General features: G+C 60.0%; 9 protein-coding genes. 3 read left to right on the forward strand and 6 right to left on the reverse strand.

What is annotated here, in order from left to right:
- The first annotated feature begins 185 nt into the window (after positions 1-185).
- Positions 186-1,040 (forward strand): carboxylating nicotinate-nucleotide diphosphorylase, encoded by an 855-nt coding sequence (gene nadC / locus H9S92_RS12350; protein WP_187467018.1) that lies wholly within the window; start codon positions 186-188, stop codon positions 1,038-1,040.
- Between the two features lie 590 nt (positions 1,041-1,630).
- Here nadC and H9S92_RS12355 read toward each other — a convergent pair.
- Both H9S92_RS12355 and H9S92_RS12360 read right to left on the reverse strand, forming a co-directional pair.
- Positions 1,631-2,083 (reverse strand): single-stranded DNA-binding protein, encoded by a 453-nt coding sequence (locus tag H9S92_RS12355; protein ID WP_187467019.1) that lies wholly within the window; start codon positions 2,081-2,083, stop codon positions 1,631-1,633.
- Between the two features lie 555 nt (positions 2,084-2,638).
- Positions 2,639-6,952, reverse strand: a complete 4,314-nt coding sequence (locus H9S92_RS12360; RefSeq protein ID WP_187467020.1) for a hypothetical protein — start codon at positions 6,950-6,952, stop codon at positions 2,639-2,641.
- 402 nt (positions 6,953-7,354) lie between these two features.
- Between H9S92_RS12360 and pdhA the strand changes: the two genes are divergently transcribed.
- Positions 7,355-8,413, forward strand: coding sequence for a pyruvate dehydrogenase (acetyl-transferring) E1 component subunit alpha (gene pdhA / locus H9S92_RS12365; protein WP_187467021.1), 1,059 nt, complete (start codon positions 7,355-7,357; stop codon positions 8,411-8,413).
- Between the two features lie 69 nt (positions 8,414-8,482).
- Here pdhA and H9S92_RS12370 read toward each other — a convergent pair whose 3' ends face one another.
- The 4 genes from H9S92_RS12370 to H9S92_RS12385 all read right to left on the reverse strand — a co-directional run bounded on the left by H9S92_RS12370 (position 8,483) and on the right by H9S92_RS12385 (position 12,935).
- Entirely contained in the window at positions 8,483-8,935 is a 453-nt protein-coding gene (locus tag H9S92_RS12370) for a GNAT family N-acetyltransferase (protein WP_187467022.1), read from the reverse strand.
- 10 nt (positions 8,936-8,945) lie between these two features.
- On the reverse strand, positions 8,946-11,408 hold the full coding sequence (locus tag H9S92_RS12375) for a zinc-dependent metalloprotease (RefSeq protein WP_187467023.1): 2,463 nt from the start codon (positions 11,406-11,408) through the stop codon (positions 8,946-8,948).
- A 148-nt stretch (positions 11,409-11,556) separates the two neighbouring features.
- Positions 11,557-12,186 (reverse strand): flavin reductase family protein, encoded by a 630-nt coding sequence (locus H9S92_RS12380; protein WP_187467024.1) that lies wholly within the window; start codon positions 12,184-12,186, stop codon positions 11,557-11,559.
- 95 nt (positions 12,187-12,281) lie between these two features.
- Entirely contained in the window at positions 12,282-12,935 is a 654-nt protein-coding gene (locus H9S92_RS12385) for a hypothetical protein (RefSeq protein WP_187467025.1), read from the reverse strand.
- A 387-nt stretch (positions 12,936-13,322) separates the two neighbouring features.
- On the opposite strand from H9S92_RS12385, the gene H9S92_RS12390 reads away from it, so the two are divergent.
- Complete coding sequence (locus H9S92_RS12390; protein ID WP_187467026.1) at positions 13,323-15,800, forward strand: HYR domain-containing protein; 2,478 nt, start codon at positions 13,323-13,325, stop codon at positions 15,798-15,800.
- Positions 15,801-15,868 lie beyond the last annotated feature (68 nt).

Genomic DNA, 15,868 nt, shown 5'->3' on the forward strand with positions numbered 1-15,868 from the left:
GTAGCGGGTTTTCGCCCATGAGGTCCTCGGCGGGGGGGGACCAACTTAGACCAACCCTTAGTGCAACTTAGTGCCCTTAGTGGTGGAAAACCCGCGCAGCGGAATAAGCGCCTTCCCCCCCCCAGCACGAGCCTCCGCCAAAATACCCAAAACCCCCGTACCTTTGCGGCCCAAAATCTGCGTCCATGACCGAAAGCCTGCGCCAACGGATCCTCCAATTCATTACCGAAGCCCTGTCGGAAGACGTGGGCCCCGGTGATTTTACGTCGGAAGCCACCATCCCGGCCACCAACCGGGATACCGCCCGCCTGCTGGTCAAAGACGTCGGTGTATTGGCCGGCGTCGAAGTAGCCCGCATGATCTTTGAAGCGGTTGACCCCAGCGTGGAATTCGACCAGCGGATGCAGGACGGCGACCTCATGCACGATGGCGACGAGGCCTTCTACGTCACCTGCAACTCCCGGGCCCTGCTGCGCGCCGAACGGCTCGTCCTCAACACCATGCAACGGATGAGCGGCATCGCCACCCTGGCCAACCGCTATGCCTTTGAAGTGGAAGACCTGCCCGTAAAAGTGCTCGATACCCGTAAGACGACGCCCAATCTCCGCTTTCTGGAGAAGTGGGCCGTCCGCCTGGGCGGTTGCCACAACTACCGGGACGGACTCTACGACCGGATCATGATCAAAGACAATCACATCGATGCCGCCGGCTCCATCACCGCAGCCATCGAAGGCGTCCAACGCTTTTTTAAGGACAATAATATGGTGCTGCCCATCACCGTCGAAGTCCGGAACCTGGTAGAACTGATGGAAGTCCTGCAAGTAGGCGGCGTAGACCGCATCATGCTCGATAATTTTGAGACCCCCATCCTCAAGGAAGCCGTCGCCCACATCAATGGCCGCTTTGAAACCGAAGCCAGCGGAGGGGTTACCCTCACCAGTATCCGCGATATTGCCCTGACGGGAGTAGACTTCATCTCCGTCGGCGCCCTCACCCACTCCGCCACCAGCCTGGACCTCAGCCTGAAGGTGGTGAAGTAGGTTAGTTCATAGTTCATAGTTCATAGTTCAACCTTGAGCTAGCTACTGAACTATTAGACTACTGAACTACTGAACTACTAGACTTAGGCTGTCTAATCTAATGGGTTTAACCCGTGCGCGCTTTAGGGGCCTGGACCCCCTAGGTTGAGACCCTCTGGGTCGATCCAGCTAATCACGGTGCCCCCCTAGGTTGAGACCCTCTGTGTCGATCCAGCTAAGTACATTGGCGTATTCTCCTACGACCCAGAGGGTCTCGACCTATTAAGCGCTTGAGCCTCCCCGGTTGGCCAAAGTGAGTACGGCTGCGGCCTGGCTAATTAGACAGCCTACTACTAGACTACTGAACTACTAGACTACCGAGCTAAAAAAAAGCCAGCCCCGCCCACGTAAGGGACCAGGGCCGGCTGGGATTTTTCCTGCTGCTTTTGAAAGAACGTGCGTACCGGGTGAACGGAAAGCACTGCCGGAAAATCAAGAAAAAAACGGAGCAAGACATTTTACCCCAACCGTACCGAGGTTAGGAAAATGGAATTAAGTCAGCCCGGCCGTTGGATGTTGGCCGGGCTGACCAAATGACTGTCTGCTGCTGCTCAGGCGGCCAACTCATCGGCGGCGGTGTTTTTGCTGCGCCGCTTTTGGGTTTTGGGGGCGATGACTTCTCCCGTTTCGGGGTCGGCCACCAGGGAGGACTCGGCGGCGGCGGAGCCCCGCTTGCCAGCACCGAGGAAGGTGAACTCCTCGGCAATCACTTCGGCGGTGGTGCGGACTTGCTCGTGCTTATCCACCCAGCGGCGGTACTGCATCGAGCCAACGATGGCGACCTGGCTGCCGCGCTCCAGGTACTGGTCAAAGAGCTCGGCGAGTTTGCCGTAGGCCTTCACCCGGTGCCACTGGGTGCGGGTTTGGCGCTTCCCGTCTTTGTCGCGGAAGTACTCGTTGGTGGCCAGGGAGAATTCGGTGGCTTGGCTGCCGTTCTTCAACGTCGTGGTTTTGGGAGCGGAGCCGAGGTTGCCAGTGAGGTGGATGTGGTTACGTACGTTCATTGTTAAGGAACTTGTGAGGTGAAAAATGACCGCATCAGGTATGGATGGCGACACGGCCGGTGAAGGAATGCGCCAACCGAAGCAGAGCGAATGGCAAGCCAGTTCCTCATTTCCGGTGACAATGCAAAGGTGAAGGTACCCCGTAACCGTAGTGGTTTTTTAAATGAATACTTGCGTTTATAGGCGTTTAAAAACGATTTTAAAAATGCAAAGCATTGATTTTCAATTATTTGTGATTTTGCTTCCAGCAAAAATTTTTGTACTTTTCTACCAAATACGGTCAAGACGTTTCACGTCGCAGTTGTTCCAGACCGGATCCAGACCTCTGGTTCGGCACGAGATTTAGCCCATGGAGTCACATGGAGTTAGAGCATGGAGTTGCATGGAGAGCCAGACTTGCCAGATGAGGTCCAGGGGTTGTACGTCGCAGCAAACACCCATCCTCGCAGCGGAAAAACGTCGGAGTCGCGCCAGCCCAATCAAATATCCAATATCAAGTATCGTCTATCGTCTATCCTAGTCCCTCCCCTTGCACCTGCGGCCGCGCCCCTCGAATCAATCGAGCAGGATGGCCTTGATGATAACGGAGTGGGTGGCACCCCGGACTTCGAAAAAGACGAGCCCAGCCGCCAGCACCAGCCGCTGCCGGTCGATGCTCACCCGGTTCGCGCCAGCGCGGAGATCCACCGACCAAGCACCCAGGCTGCGGCCCGTGGCGTCGCGGACGGCCAGGGTAGCTGCCTCGTCATCCGGCCAGGTGAGATCAAGCACGGCCCGCTCCCGCATGGGGTTGGGGTACAGCGTGGCGTGGCTGCCTGCCTCGGCGCTCCGTGTTTTGCCCAGGCCCAAAGGATGGCGTTGCAACTGGGTATCGTAGCCTTCGGCCAGCAGCGCATTCGTGCCGCTGGCCAAATGAGGCAGGTCTGCTTCGTCCCCCGCAAAGTCAATGCTCAACAGCGGCGCGGCATTGGGAATAGGGCCAAGCTGGAGCGGGGCGTAGCTGACGTGAAGGATGCCCTCCCGGTCCTGGCGGTAGGCCTCGGCCCCGATCAGGCCGGGCAGCACGCTGGTTTTTCCGCGTAATTGCAAACTGAATTGCAAGGCCGTCAGCGCCGCCCCTTCGGCCAGTTGGAGGTGCCAGAGGTGTTCACGCTGCGCGTCCGGGTGCCAGGCCAGCTGGTCAGCATTCCGCGTACCCGTGCGGCCCACCACGGGAGCATCCCCCACGGGAAAGCCCTGGTTGGGCTGCGCAGAACCGCTGACGTCGCCCACCTTAATGGCAATGAATTCGATGAAGTTTTCCCCCGCCAGGTCGTTGAAATTCCCTACTTCGGGGAAATTTTCCGCCCAGGGATTAGCCGGGTTGGGGAAAACGTAGTCTTTGGGGACGAAGCGCCAACTGGTATTGTTATCAAAATCGTCCTTGAGGCCCAGGATGACTTCCCGGATCGTGATCAGGTCGCGTACGGTGATGGTGCCGTTGCGGTTGGCATCGGCGGCGATGAGTTGGTAGGGGCTCAATCCGTCGTCAAAGTTGAGCAGGTAGCGCCCGATAATGTTCATGTCCAGCGTCGATACGCCGTTGATGGGGTTGGCGTTGAGGTAGGGCTGAACGGTGTAGTCCTCCCCTTCTTCGAGGCCGGTAAAGGCAAAGGTGCCTTCTGTCGAACTGTTCGTGGTCAGCGTCGTAGGGCCATCGTTGTACAACAAGACATCGGCCATGGGCTGCCCGGTCAGGGTTTTGATTAAGCCCTTGATGCTGGCGTTGCGGTCAGAGCAGGCTGCGTTGTTGTTGTCCGTTACCACCAGGCGGACGTTGCAGAAATCACTGCGTCCGTTCGCGCCGCCCGCGAAAGCGTAAACCCGCAGGAAGAGTTCGCCCCGGTCGCCGCAACTGAGCTGGAGGTTGTTTCTTCCCGGCTCGGGCAGGAAGCCGGCGGCGTTGGCCTCCGTTTCGGTGTAGAGGGAGTAGGTCACCTCGGCCGCCACGCAGAGTTCCGGCGGACTGGCAATGAAATCACTGGCCCACACCACCCCGATGCCGCCGCTGACGGGGTCGGGGGAAAGATTAGTGGACAGAACATTGATGCAGGAGGGCGTGGGCGCTTTGCCGTCGTTGACCACCAGGATGACGAAACGCTGGGTGGCGTTGCCGCAAGCATCGCTGCTGCGCACCCGCGCCAGGTGCCGCCCGATGGGGAGGTTGCGGATGAATACTTCCACTCCCGTAGCCGGGTCCCCAACGAAGCGGCTGGGGCTGATCTCGCGGTCGCCCACAAAATCCAGGCCAGTAATTACGCCGTCGTTGTTGCGGTCCAAGACGTCCGTATCCACCGTCACGGCGGTGCTCGCCGAACTGCAATCGTCCGTAGCGGTAAAGGCCAGGATAACGCCGCCCAGGCAGTCGGCCGTAAAGGCCAGTCCCGGGTCCGGCTCGGGAACCTCCAGGGTGGGTGCCGCGTCGTCGTAGACCTGGACGAACTGCTGGTAACGGAAGTAACCGCGCCGGTTGGAACTGCCGTAGTTGGACCAAAGCTCGCGGATGTCGTTGCCGTTGAAAGGCGTTGCATCGCGGTCCAGAATCAGCCGGTCGTCGGTGGATACATCACCGTTCAGAGGCGCAACGTTGAGGAAAACCGGCTGCCGGAGGTTGCCGTCGCGGTCGGCGTCCCGCGGCACGGAAATGGGCGAGGAAATACCGTCGTATTCACACCAGTTGATGACGTCGTAAGTGAGCCTTAGCTTGTAACAACTGGCGGCATCGGCCACCAACGTGTCGGTATCGATGCTCACGGCCAGCAGATCACAGCCTGATTCCGTACCCGTCAGGTCCTCCGGCGTGGGGAGTTCCCCGCAGCGGTAAGATTCGTCGCCCGGGAAGCGGATGGAGTAGTCGTGGCGCGCCCGTACTTCGATCACCTGCCGGCAAACGTTGGGGTACTGCCGCCCCACCGCGTCAATGGCCCGCCAGTGGCGGATGAATTGCCCGACCCCGCAGTTGTTGAGTTCGCCGGAGACGGAAGGGATTTCCCTTGTTCCGTCGCAGTTGTCCAGCACCGTCACCGCACCAAAGGCATCCTCCAGTTGCTGGTCGATGGCAACAGGGTCATTGAAAAAGGCCCAGACGAGGTCGGGCGGAAAGCGCTCGGCAAAATCGGTGCAGGAGATGGCAACGTCGGCTGGCGCGTTGCAAGTGGGGCCTATTTTGTCTTCCACCAGCACCTCCAGCCAGCACTGGTTCCGGTTTTGGCCCGTGGCGTCGGTACCCTCCAGGCGGACGCGGTTGAGGCCAATTTGGGCGCAGGTGAAAATCACCCGGGGAGCGAGTTCGGAAAGCAGGCGGTTTTCCGCATCTACCCGGGCGGCGAGGAGGGAGACCGGACCACAGTCGTCGGCGCTGCCCGCATCCATTACTTCGGTGCGCAGCACGGCCAGTCCGCTGCCATCCAAAGAGACGTTGAGGCGGTCTTCGCAGACCATCACGGGGTCTGTGCCGCCAAAGATGCGGATGTCCACGTCCGCTACCGCCGTATTCTGGCAGGCGTCGGTGGCGATGAAGCGCAGGATGTGCTGGCCAAGGGGGAGGGGAGCGGTCAGGGCCCGCTGGATGTCCGGCGAAAAAACTTCGTAAGGCCCCAGCGGCGTGCTGCCCAGTACGCCGTGGAGGTACACCAGAGCGGTCATCGTCACGGCAGCACCACAGCCATCGGCTACCGTTACGCCCCCCTGCCGGGTATTGACGATGGCACCGCAGGCACCGTCGTTGGTGGAGTAGAGGAGCGGACCGGTATCGGGGCTGCCGTCAAAATCATTGTCCTGGGTGGGCAGCGTGATCACGGGCGCTTCCTTGTCGCCCACCTGCACCACCTGGGTAAAAACGGTATCGACGCCGCCCGCACACCAGTCGAGAAGGCGGAAGGTGCGGATGAAAGAAAAATTGCGGCCGCAGCCGTTGATCCGCTCCCCATCGCTGTAAGTCACCTGAAATTGGCAAAAGCCGCTCACCAGGTTAATCGGCCCGTTGGCCGTCTCGAAGTAGGGGTAGTCGGCGGGGCGGGGCTCGGGCTTATCAAGCTCGATGGGCGTATTGCCGCAACGGATAAACACGCTGTTGGCCACCCCACGGATCATGGAGCGATCGGGCCGCACGAAGTAAATTTTTTGGGCGCGGACCGCAGGTGCCGTGGAATGCGCTGGCGAAAGCTGGGTTGCGGTATAGGTGCGCGTCAGCGTGATCGTGTCGCGGCAGGTATCGTTGTAGGGGAAGTCGTAGCGGTCGGCCACGCACACCTCCACCGAACCCCCGCAGCCATCCGTAACGACGGGCAGGCCAGTGCCGGCCTCCAGCGCCGCCCGCAGGGCAGGGGCCAGCGTACCGGGTGCGGGCCGCCCGGTAATCAGGTCAAGGGTGTAGCAGCGGCTGACGGTGGCGGGCAGGGCATTGACGTCGGCTGCCGCAGCCAGGTTGCAGCCCCGGGTGACTTCCTCCGCCAGCCCCACGAAGGCCGGCGGTGTCTTGTCTTCCACCATCACAAAACCCCAGCAGAAAAAGCGTTCCAACTCGGGCGTCCCCCGGCCGGTAATTGTGTAGCGGAAACGACCAGGGCCATCGGCAACGGCCGCATTGCGCCGGTAATCATCCTCCACCAAGACCGTAAAATCTTCGGCCTCCAGGCAAGGATCCAGGCCCGTCAGTACCATCTGGTGATCGATCGTCCGCTGGCAATTGTCGTTCAGCGTAACGTTGATTGCCGCCTGGCACGCAAGGTTAAACGGCCCCTCACACTGCGCCAGCAAGCCCCCAAAAGGAGCTGCCAGTAGCAGCAACAGCCACCACCGTCTTAGGTCGTGTCGGAGAAGGTCGTTCATTGTTGGTTTAAGAGAAAGCAAGCAAAGCCAGTGCAAGATAAGCATTATCTGCCAACCCACCCGTTACCAAGGTCTTAATCTTATCAATCCCCCGGTTGAGGATGCCCCCGCCCCAAACATGGCTATTCGGGTGGGGCCCCCTCAACCGGGCTTTCTACGTGCTTCGCTCCTCGCTCCTTGTCCTGACTCCCCCCTTCGGGGGGCCGGGGGGGAGCACCTGCGGCCGCGCCCCAAAGCCCGACTATTTAGAGCAGCCCGCACGAGAGAAAAACTCCAACGGCTAAACCAAGCCACTTTTAACCGGTTGCTATAAGAAATGGAATTCTTTCCATTGCATTCGCAACCCGCAACCTATATTTAGCGGGTAAACCTTCGCAAATCAGCGAAATTTCGCTACCCAACATGGCAACAACAAGCTCTAAGACTACCCCCCAGGCCAAGAAATCTCCGACCGCTAAGCAAAACGGTACCGCTAAGGGACTGAAATACAGCAAGGAACAATACCTCGAGTGGTATACCCTGATGCTGCGCATCCGTCGCTTCGAAGAGCGCGCCCTGATGTCTTACGGCCAGCAGTTGATCCGCGGTTTCTGCCACGTTTACATTGGCCAGGAAGCCGTTGCGGCGGGTATGGAGAGTGCCCTGACAAAAGATGACGGCATTGTGACGGCTTACCGCCAGCACGGTACGGCCCTGGGACGCGGCGTATCCATGCGCGCAGCCATGGCCGAACTCTACGGCAAAGAAACCGGCATCGTAAAAGGTAAAGGCGGCTCAATGCACTTCTTCAGCAAGGAGAACAAGTACTTCGGCGGCAACGGCATCGTTGGTGCCCAAATCCCCATCGGCACCGGCATCGCCTTTGCCGAAATGTACAACGGCACCAAGAACCTCTGTGTAGTGATGTTCGGCGACGGCGCAGCCCGCCAGGGTGCCCTCTGGGAAAGCTGGAACATGGCCATGACCTGGAAAGTCCCCGCCCTCTACATCTGTGAAAACAATGGTTACGCGATGGGCACCAGTGTCCAGCGCACCAGCAACGTTACCGACCTCTCCATGCTGGGTGCCAGCTTCGAGATGCCCAGCGAAACGGTGGACGGCATGAACCCCGAGGCCGTTCACGAAGCCGTAGCCCGCGCCGCCGAACACATCCGCTCCGGCAAGGGGCCGTACTACCTCAACATCAAGACCTACCGCTACAAAGGCCACTCGGTTTCCGACCCCGCCAAGTACCGCGAAAAGACGGAAGTGCAGGAGTACCAGGATCGGGATCCCATCAAGGTCGTCGAAGCCCGCATCCTCGAAAACGGCCTGGCCACCGAGGCCGAAATCAAGGCCATCAAGGACAGCGTGAAGGACGAAGTAGCCGACGCCGCCCAGTTCGCCGAAGAAAGCAACTACCCGGATCCCTCGGAGCTCTACACCGATAATTACTCCGAGCCCTACCCCTTCCTGACCTAAGGTATTGTTGGGCTTCAGCCCGACCAAGAGGGTGGAAGCCCAATTCTCGGAGGACTTTACCCCAGACGGCTAATCCAGCATTTTCTCCAGGCAAACGCTGTTGGCCACCCCTGCGTATTGCCCGTAGTTTTCGGCCATTCGCCGGTAGCCCTGCTTTTCGTACAGCCGGATGGCGTAGGGCTGCCGGATGCCCGTCTCTAACACACCCCGGCGGTAACCCAGCGCCGTCGCCCAGGCCTCCAGCTCTTCCAGCACGGCCACGGCAATGCCCGCCCCCCGGTGCTCCGGCAGGGTGTACATCCGCTTGATCTCTACGGTAGCCGCGTCGAATTCCTTAAACGCGCCGCAGGCCACTGTCTCGCCGTCCACTTCGGCCAACACCACGTGGCGGATGTGCTCCAGCCCGTTGTACTGGTGGTAAAAGTCGTGCTCATCTTCGTCCGTCACCGCCAGATGGGCATCGAGTAATCGGACCAGGTGGCGGAAGGCGGGGTGGTCGGCAGTAGTACGTTGCAGCGTCATGGTGCCTGGTTTAGTGCAGTTCTCCGCAGCCAATGGGGGAACCATCGGGCAGCTCCAGTGCTGGCCGCAGTTCCACACTGCCGGGGTCGGAGAGGAAGTTATTGATTTGGGTGATGAGGTAGCGGTAGTGCGGGCCGTGGGGGAGGTTGAGGTAGGCCCTTGGTTCTGACCTGCCCCGGTACGAAATCAGTGCAGCGAGGGCGGCGGCCTGGACGTCTTCACTGGCCGATTTATCCGCCGCCAGTTGCAGCAGGTGGGCCACCATGCGCCGTTCGGCCGTCTCCGCCAGGGCCGCCGGGTAGCCTGTTTTGTTTTGCCGCACCTGGTCTTCCAGCGTAGAAGCGATGCGCTCCAGGTAGCCACTGATGGCCAGATTTTGGGTTTGGGGATACTGGGTGCCTTGCTCTACCAGGCGCGCCAGGCGGTGGGGGTGCAGCAAAAAGGCCAGCGTATTATCACAAGCCGCAGCGGCCATGGCCAGCGGGTCAAAGCCCCCGCCGTTGCGGGTATTGAACAGCTCGCGGTTGCGCGAGTAGCCCAGGGCGGGCGGGGGGATGAGTGCAATCACGTGGTGCGGCACCGCCAACACTTCCGGGGAAAGACTTTTGAGCAAAACGTTCAGCGCCGCCTCCTGCCGATGAGGGTGCACCGGGGTGATGACCTTGGGGGCATCGGGCTCGCGCACGGCGTAGTCGTAGGTGTATCCCCCGATCATCTTACTCACGGCCTCCACCTGATAACGGTGCATGAGATAAACCGGAACGAAAACCGACTCCAACTCCGAGTAAGGCATGCCATAAGGGATGTTTTCCGGGCCAAAGTTGTCCATGGCGTGCTGGCGTAAAACCAGCAGGCGGTTCATCTCCACGATGGGGTCGGCGCCGTTGTCCCACAGGTGGGCTTCGGCCTGGCTGCTGCCGGCGGGGCGGGCGTCGGGGTCGCTGACGTAGCGGAGGCCGAGGCTGTCGCTTTCGGTCAGGATGGCCTGGAGTCCGGCGGCTTCGTCGGTGCCGACGGGAAAATCCGCGTAGCCGTACCTGATGGCCTGCTTATCCCATTCCCCGATGCCGACGGCGTAGGCCTGGCTGAAGTCTACCTGCCCCTTTTCCAGCGTGACGTAGGGATGGGGATAGTCCATCACCGAAGCCCGCTGGTTGGTGGAGGCGGCAAAGTTGTGGGCCAGCCCGATTGTGTGGCCTACTTCGTGGGCGCTCAACTGCCGCAGGCGGGCCAGGGCCAATTCCTCCAGACGGGGGTCGGGGGTAATGCCGTCGGCCCCGTAGGCTTTAATGAGTCCCTGGGCGAGTAGAAAGTCCTGGCGAACCCGCAAGCTGCCCAGCAGGACGTGACCCTTGATGATTTCTCCGGTGCGGGGGTCCGTTACGGAACTGCCGTAGCTCCAGCCCCGCGTACTGCGGTGTACCCAGTTGATGACGTTGTAGCGCACGTCCAGCGGGTCGGCGTCTTCGGGCAGGATCTTAACCTGGAAGGCATTGCGGTAGCCCGCCGCCTCAAAAGCCTGGTTCCACCAGCTGGCCCCTTCCAGGAGGGCGGAGCGAATGGGCTCGGGCGCACCCCGGTCGAGGTAGTACACGATGGGCTCCACGGCTTCGCTGACGGCCGCCGTGGGGTCTTTTTTCTCCAGGCGGTGGCGGGTGATGAAGCGCTTGATCAAGGGCTGATCGATGGGCGTGGCGTAGTCGGCGTAGCTGCGTTCGTAGTAGCCGCTGCGGGGGTCAAAAACGCGGGGGCGGTATTGGTCGTCGGGCAACTCCACAAAGCTGTGGTGCATCCGCAGGGTGAAGCTTTCGCTGGTGGGCGTCACGCTGCGCACCTGGCTGCCGCTGGCCTCGCCGGTGAAGGTGATCGTCGCCTCAAACTCACTGTTTTTTGGGAAGTTTTTGGTGCGCTCCGGGTAAATGGCGCTGCGGTCGGCGGAGACTTTGTAGGTGCCCTGTTTGTTGCGTTTCAGGCGCTCGATCACGCCATGGGCATCACTGAGCAGCAGGGGGGTCAGGTCAATCAGGCAGCGGTCTTCCGTTTTGGCCACCACCTTGAAGCCTTCCAGGACGGATTGCGCAAAGGCATCGCGTACGCTGTTGGCCTCGTCGGCGTTGTCGGATATGGCGCGGTATTCGAGGTTGCGTTGCTTCAGCAGTACCCGGGGCCCTACGCGCTCGAAAGCCACCACGCGGGAATCGCCCAGTTGGTTGCGGTCCAGCCCGATGTCGTTGCTGCCCAGACCCGCCGCCAGGCTGTTCACGTAGAGAAATTCTTCGCCAAAGCGCGCAATTTCCAGGTAAATTTTGCCCTCGTCGTCGCTCCAGTAATAATTGAAAAAGCCCTCGCTTAGCGCCATATCCGCCGTTTTTTCGGCGATCGTGGGCAATTTTTCCGCTGCTTTCTGGGCGCTGACGCAGGTGCAGGGGATCAGGACAATGGAGCAAAGGAAGCCAAAGAGGAGGAGACGCACGGCAAGGGAGGTATTTGATACAAAGGGCTAATATAGTTCAGTAGTTTAGTAGTTCATAGTTCAGTAAGGAGTGGGGCCTTCCCTCGCTCGTTCGTACCTTGTCTGCACCTGCGGCCGCGCCCCTTTAATCCTTTCCCCCTTTCTCCCCTTACTCCTTTCCCCCCTTAATGACCCGGGCGTAGGGCATTTGCTGCGCTGTACCCGGATGGTGGTAAGTATCGAGACCCGCCACGGTCATCGTGGCCAGCAGTTCGTGGTCGACGTGCCCCGTGGGGGCCACGGCGGCATCGGGCACGAAGACTTCCTGGACCCTTCCGACAATGAAGAGGGTCTCAATGCCCCCGATCTTGTGCTCTTCTTCGAAAGTGAGGCCGATGCGCACCTGGCTTTCCGCTACGTAAGGTGCCTTGCACTTTTCGCTGTACAGGGGCGTAAGCCCCGTTGCCGCAAACTCGGACGTCTCCAGCGGGTAGTTCGCGCTCGTCTGGTGGGCCTTCTCCAGGAAACCGGGATGGATGGTGTTGACGGTAAACCAGCCGTTGGCCTTGATGTGGTGATAGGTGTGGCGCGGGACCGTCAGTGGCCGCATGATGAAACCCAAGAGCGGCGGCGAGCTGGCGCTGATGTGGACAAACGAGCTGAAAACCCCCAGGTTCTCTACCCCCCGGTAGCCTTTCGTACCCACCAGATGCACCCCCCGCGGGCCGGGCAGGGTGTTCATAAACTGACGGCGGTACATCGACTCCTGGGCAACAATGTCTTCAATGCTCAAGTGCATGGCGGGTGGGTTTGGTAAATGACGCGGGCGGAGGTAGTAACTACCTCCGCCCGCGATTGTTGCAGTGGGTTGTGCGGCTTATTCAGCCGCCATCATTAATTCTGCCCAGCCAGGCGGATGGCCTCTTGGACGTCGATGCGGGTGCCGTTGTTGCGGGCCACTACGAAGGCGTCTTTCACGCCCATTTGCCGCAGGCGATCGCGGAGCTGTACGGCGTTGGCGTAGGTGCGGAACTGGCTGACGACAAACTTTTGCAGGCCGTTTTGTTCCTGGAGTTCCAGGGCATTATCCGTGGCCATGCTGGGATCAACCGTGTTTTGGGCGAAGGCTCCGAGTTGGACCTGAAAGATGACCCCGGCAACGGTATTGCGGTCGGTATCCACCTGGTCGTTGCGGCTGGCGCGTTCCTGGGCCAGTTGCTGCTGGAGTTGGTTGACCTGGGCGATGGCTGCGGCGGCTTCATTGCGGGCGTTGGCTGCGTCGTTGCGGGCGGCGGTCAGGGCCTGATCGGAGGAGGAACCCTGGTTGCGCATTTGCTCCAGTTGGGTGCGGGTGGTGATGAGTTGCTGTTGCGAAGTTTCGCAGTCTTCCACCAGTTGCCGCAGGGCATCGGGGTTACGCTTGTACTCGGCGGCGCGGGCGGCCCAGTCTACACCGCCTTCGCCAGCGGCAGCGGTCGTTTTCGGCGAGCAGCTCACGGCCAGCAACGCAAAGGAACAGAGAAGGAGGAAGGAGAATAATCTAGGCATGATGGGTATTGGATTTAGCGTTAGAACGGCCAAGGTAGGGGGGGAAGTTTAGTGCGGGAGGCTACTTTGGTTTCCCCGCCACCAAATGCAGCGCGGCGGATGGGCGAAAGGCCGTGCATAACCACCAATTCCAGCACTTTGCGGTGTTAGGTGCCAGCCCCCCGACGCTGGAATACGCAAGGCTCATTTCTAGTAAGTAAAAATCCCTTTTGGGGTACGTACAAGTACCCGAATCACGGTTCATCCCCGTGCTGAGTTGGTTCGGTAGGCTAAATGAACCTATATTAGTGACACACCACGTATCCATAACTTTATTCGCACACTATGTCATTCCACTTTCACTCCTGCGCAAGTCGCTTGCTTCGCCCCCATTTTTGCGTACTGAGTATGCTAATCGCCGTCTTGGCCACGGGGCTCCTGCCCGCTCAGATCGTCCAGGATTTCTCCACCAGCACGCCCGGTACGGATCATTACGTAGATGCAGGCTCACCGTTTACTCAGCACATTCTGGTCAATAACCCCCTGCCCCAAACTGCCCCGAATGCCACCACCGCCGGCAACGTCCCCGGCTACCAGGTTACCTACACCCCCAGCCGCAACCGCGGTACGGGCGGTGGCCTGACGGACGGCGAGTTGTTTGGCGTCGTCGACGTCACCGTACCCGCTGCGGCCGATAACAACATGGGCAGCCTTACCATCGACTTTGTCGCCAACCCACCGCCCAGCGGAAATAATCGGGTTTACGTACTGGAAGATCCGGACGGGCTGGCCACCCTTCGTTTTAACCCCGTCATGGTTGATGTCAATACGGTGTTTTCCATGGCCTACATCATCGCCAACACGAGCTACGAAAACAGCGATGGGAGCGATGACCGCATCGCCATCTACCTGGAAGACGTCTTAAGCGGTGCCCGCACCGACTTGTTTTCCGCGACCAACGCGGCCATTCCCCGCAACGAAATGTGGGCAACGTTGACGGCCGACCTTTCCGCGTCCGCCGGCCGCACCCTTCAATTGGTCGTAGAATTCGATACCAACGCCGGAACCGAAGAGATGGCCATCGACAATATCCGCTTCAGCTCCGGAACACTCCAGGCCGACTGGCCAGTGTGCAGTGCGCCAACGGTGCCCACAGTGGCCCAGTCGCCCGCTTCCGTTTGCCCCGGGGTACCCTTCCGGATCACCATCGCCGGAGCCTTGAACAACGCCACGGAATGGGTAATTTATGCTGATGCTGCGGCGACCCAGGAGGTAGGCCGAACTTCTTCGGACCAATTCGACGTGTTTACCGGTGCCGTGGCCGGAACGTCCTACTTCATCCGCGGCGAAGGCACCTGCACCAACCTCATGACCCTGGCCCCGTTGGCCATCACCACCAATGCTTCTGGAGATTGCTTGCCGGATGCTACGCCCGGCACCAGCTTCGAGGAGCCGCTGGGCGCAGCAACGGATTATTTTGACACCGGCGACCCCCTCACCACTCATGAACTGATGAACAACCAGGGCCAGCCTTCCGTGAGCCACCGCTTCGCCGCGCAGGAACTGGGCTTTACCACCGTATTTATCCCTAACCGCATCGGAAGCAGCGGCGATGCGGGCCTGACGGACGGCGATGCCTTAGGCGTCAGCAACAGTGCCAGTTTTAATTTTCCCGACGGCAATCAGGGATTCGTTTTCGAAGATACCGACGGCGAGGTATTACTTTTCTTTACCCCCGTTGACCTCACCGGCCAAACTGGCGTGACGGTATCCTTCGACTATTTCGTTAACGCTACCTCCTACGAAACCTCGGAGACGGGTGTTGATTTCTTGGTGGCGGCCATCGTCCAGAATGGCCAAGCTACCGAACTTTTCTTAGACGCCAGGGGCCAGGCGACCAGCGGCTTGACGGGATTGGAAACCGGCGTCTGGACGACTTATACTTACACCATTACGGGCAATTACAACGCACCCATTCAGTTCGCGCTGGCCGCTAGTTTTGACGCCTCCACCGAGCGCGTCATCATCGACAAGGTCTCATTCTCTGCGGGCACCGTCGTTTGCGAGGATGCTAGCGCGCCAGTAGTCTCCTGCCCCGCACCAATCATGCTCGATGGGAACGACAACTGCACGGCGGTGGCCACTTACACTGCTACGGCTACGGATGATTGCTCTGATAACGTCAGCATCACTTATTCCCAGGCCAGCGGTACCGCCTTTCCTGCGGGGGAGACCCCCGTGGTGGTCACCGCCACCGATGAATCGGGCAAAAGCGCCACCTGTACCTTTACGGTGACCGTAAACGACATCACGCCACCCGTGCTGACCTGCCCGGCAATTACCGTACAAACGGATACACTTACGGACTGCAACTTCATCGCTACGGACAATACCCTGGACGTGACGGCCACCGATAATTGCGGCAGCGTAGTCCTGGCCAACAGCCTCGACAACGGCGCTACCCTTCAGGGCGTAGCCATTGGCCCCACAGTTTCGGCCATCACCTGGACGGCCACCGATGGCTCCGGACTGGTCAGCACCTGCACCCAGCAGGTTTCTGTGATCGTTCCACCCAGTTGTTTCCCAACGAGTGTGAATAACCAGGAGGCAGCTGTCTTCCGTTCCGTGCGTGCTACCCCGAACCCTTTCACCGCAGGAACGACCATTTCCTTCGGGCTGCCGTTCACTGCCCCCGTTGCCGTGGAAGTCTTCGACGTCTCGGGAAAGGTCCTGCAAAGCGGCTTCGCAAATACCACGGCCCACAACGAATACGCCTGGTACTGGGATGCTAATGCGGCCGGCAGCCGCGCCCCGGCGGGCGTGTACTTTGTCCGCCTCCGCGCTGAGGGGCGGGTGTATACCCAACGGGTGGTGTTGTTGAAGTAGGGGCTTGCGTAAACGGTTCAGCAGGAGGGAAATGCCCCACCTGTTGAACCGTTTGTTGACTACGGAGC

Source organism: Neolewinella lacunae (assembly GCF_014349155.1).
In the GTDB taxonomy this organism is placed as follows: Bacteria; Bacteroidota; Bacteroidia; order Chitinophagales; family Saprospiraceae; genus Neolewinella; species Neolewinella lacunae.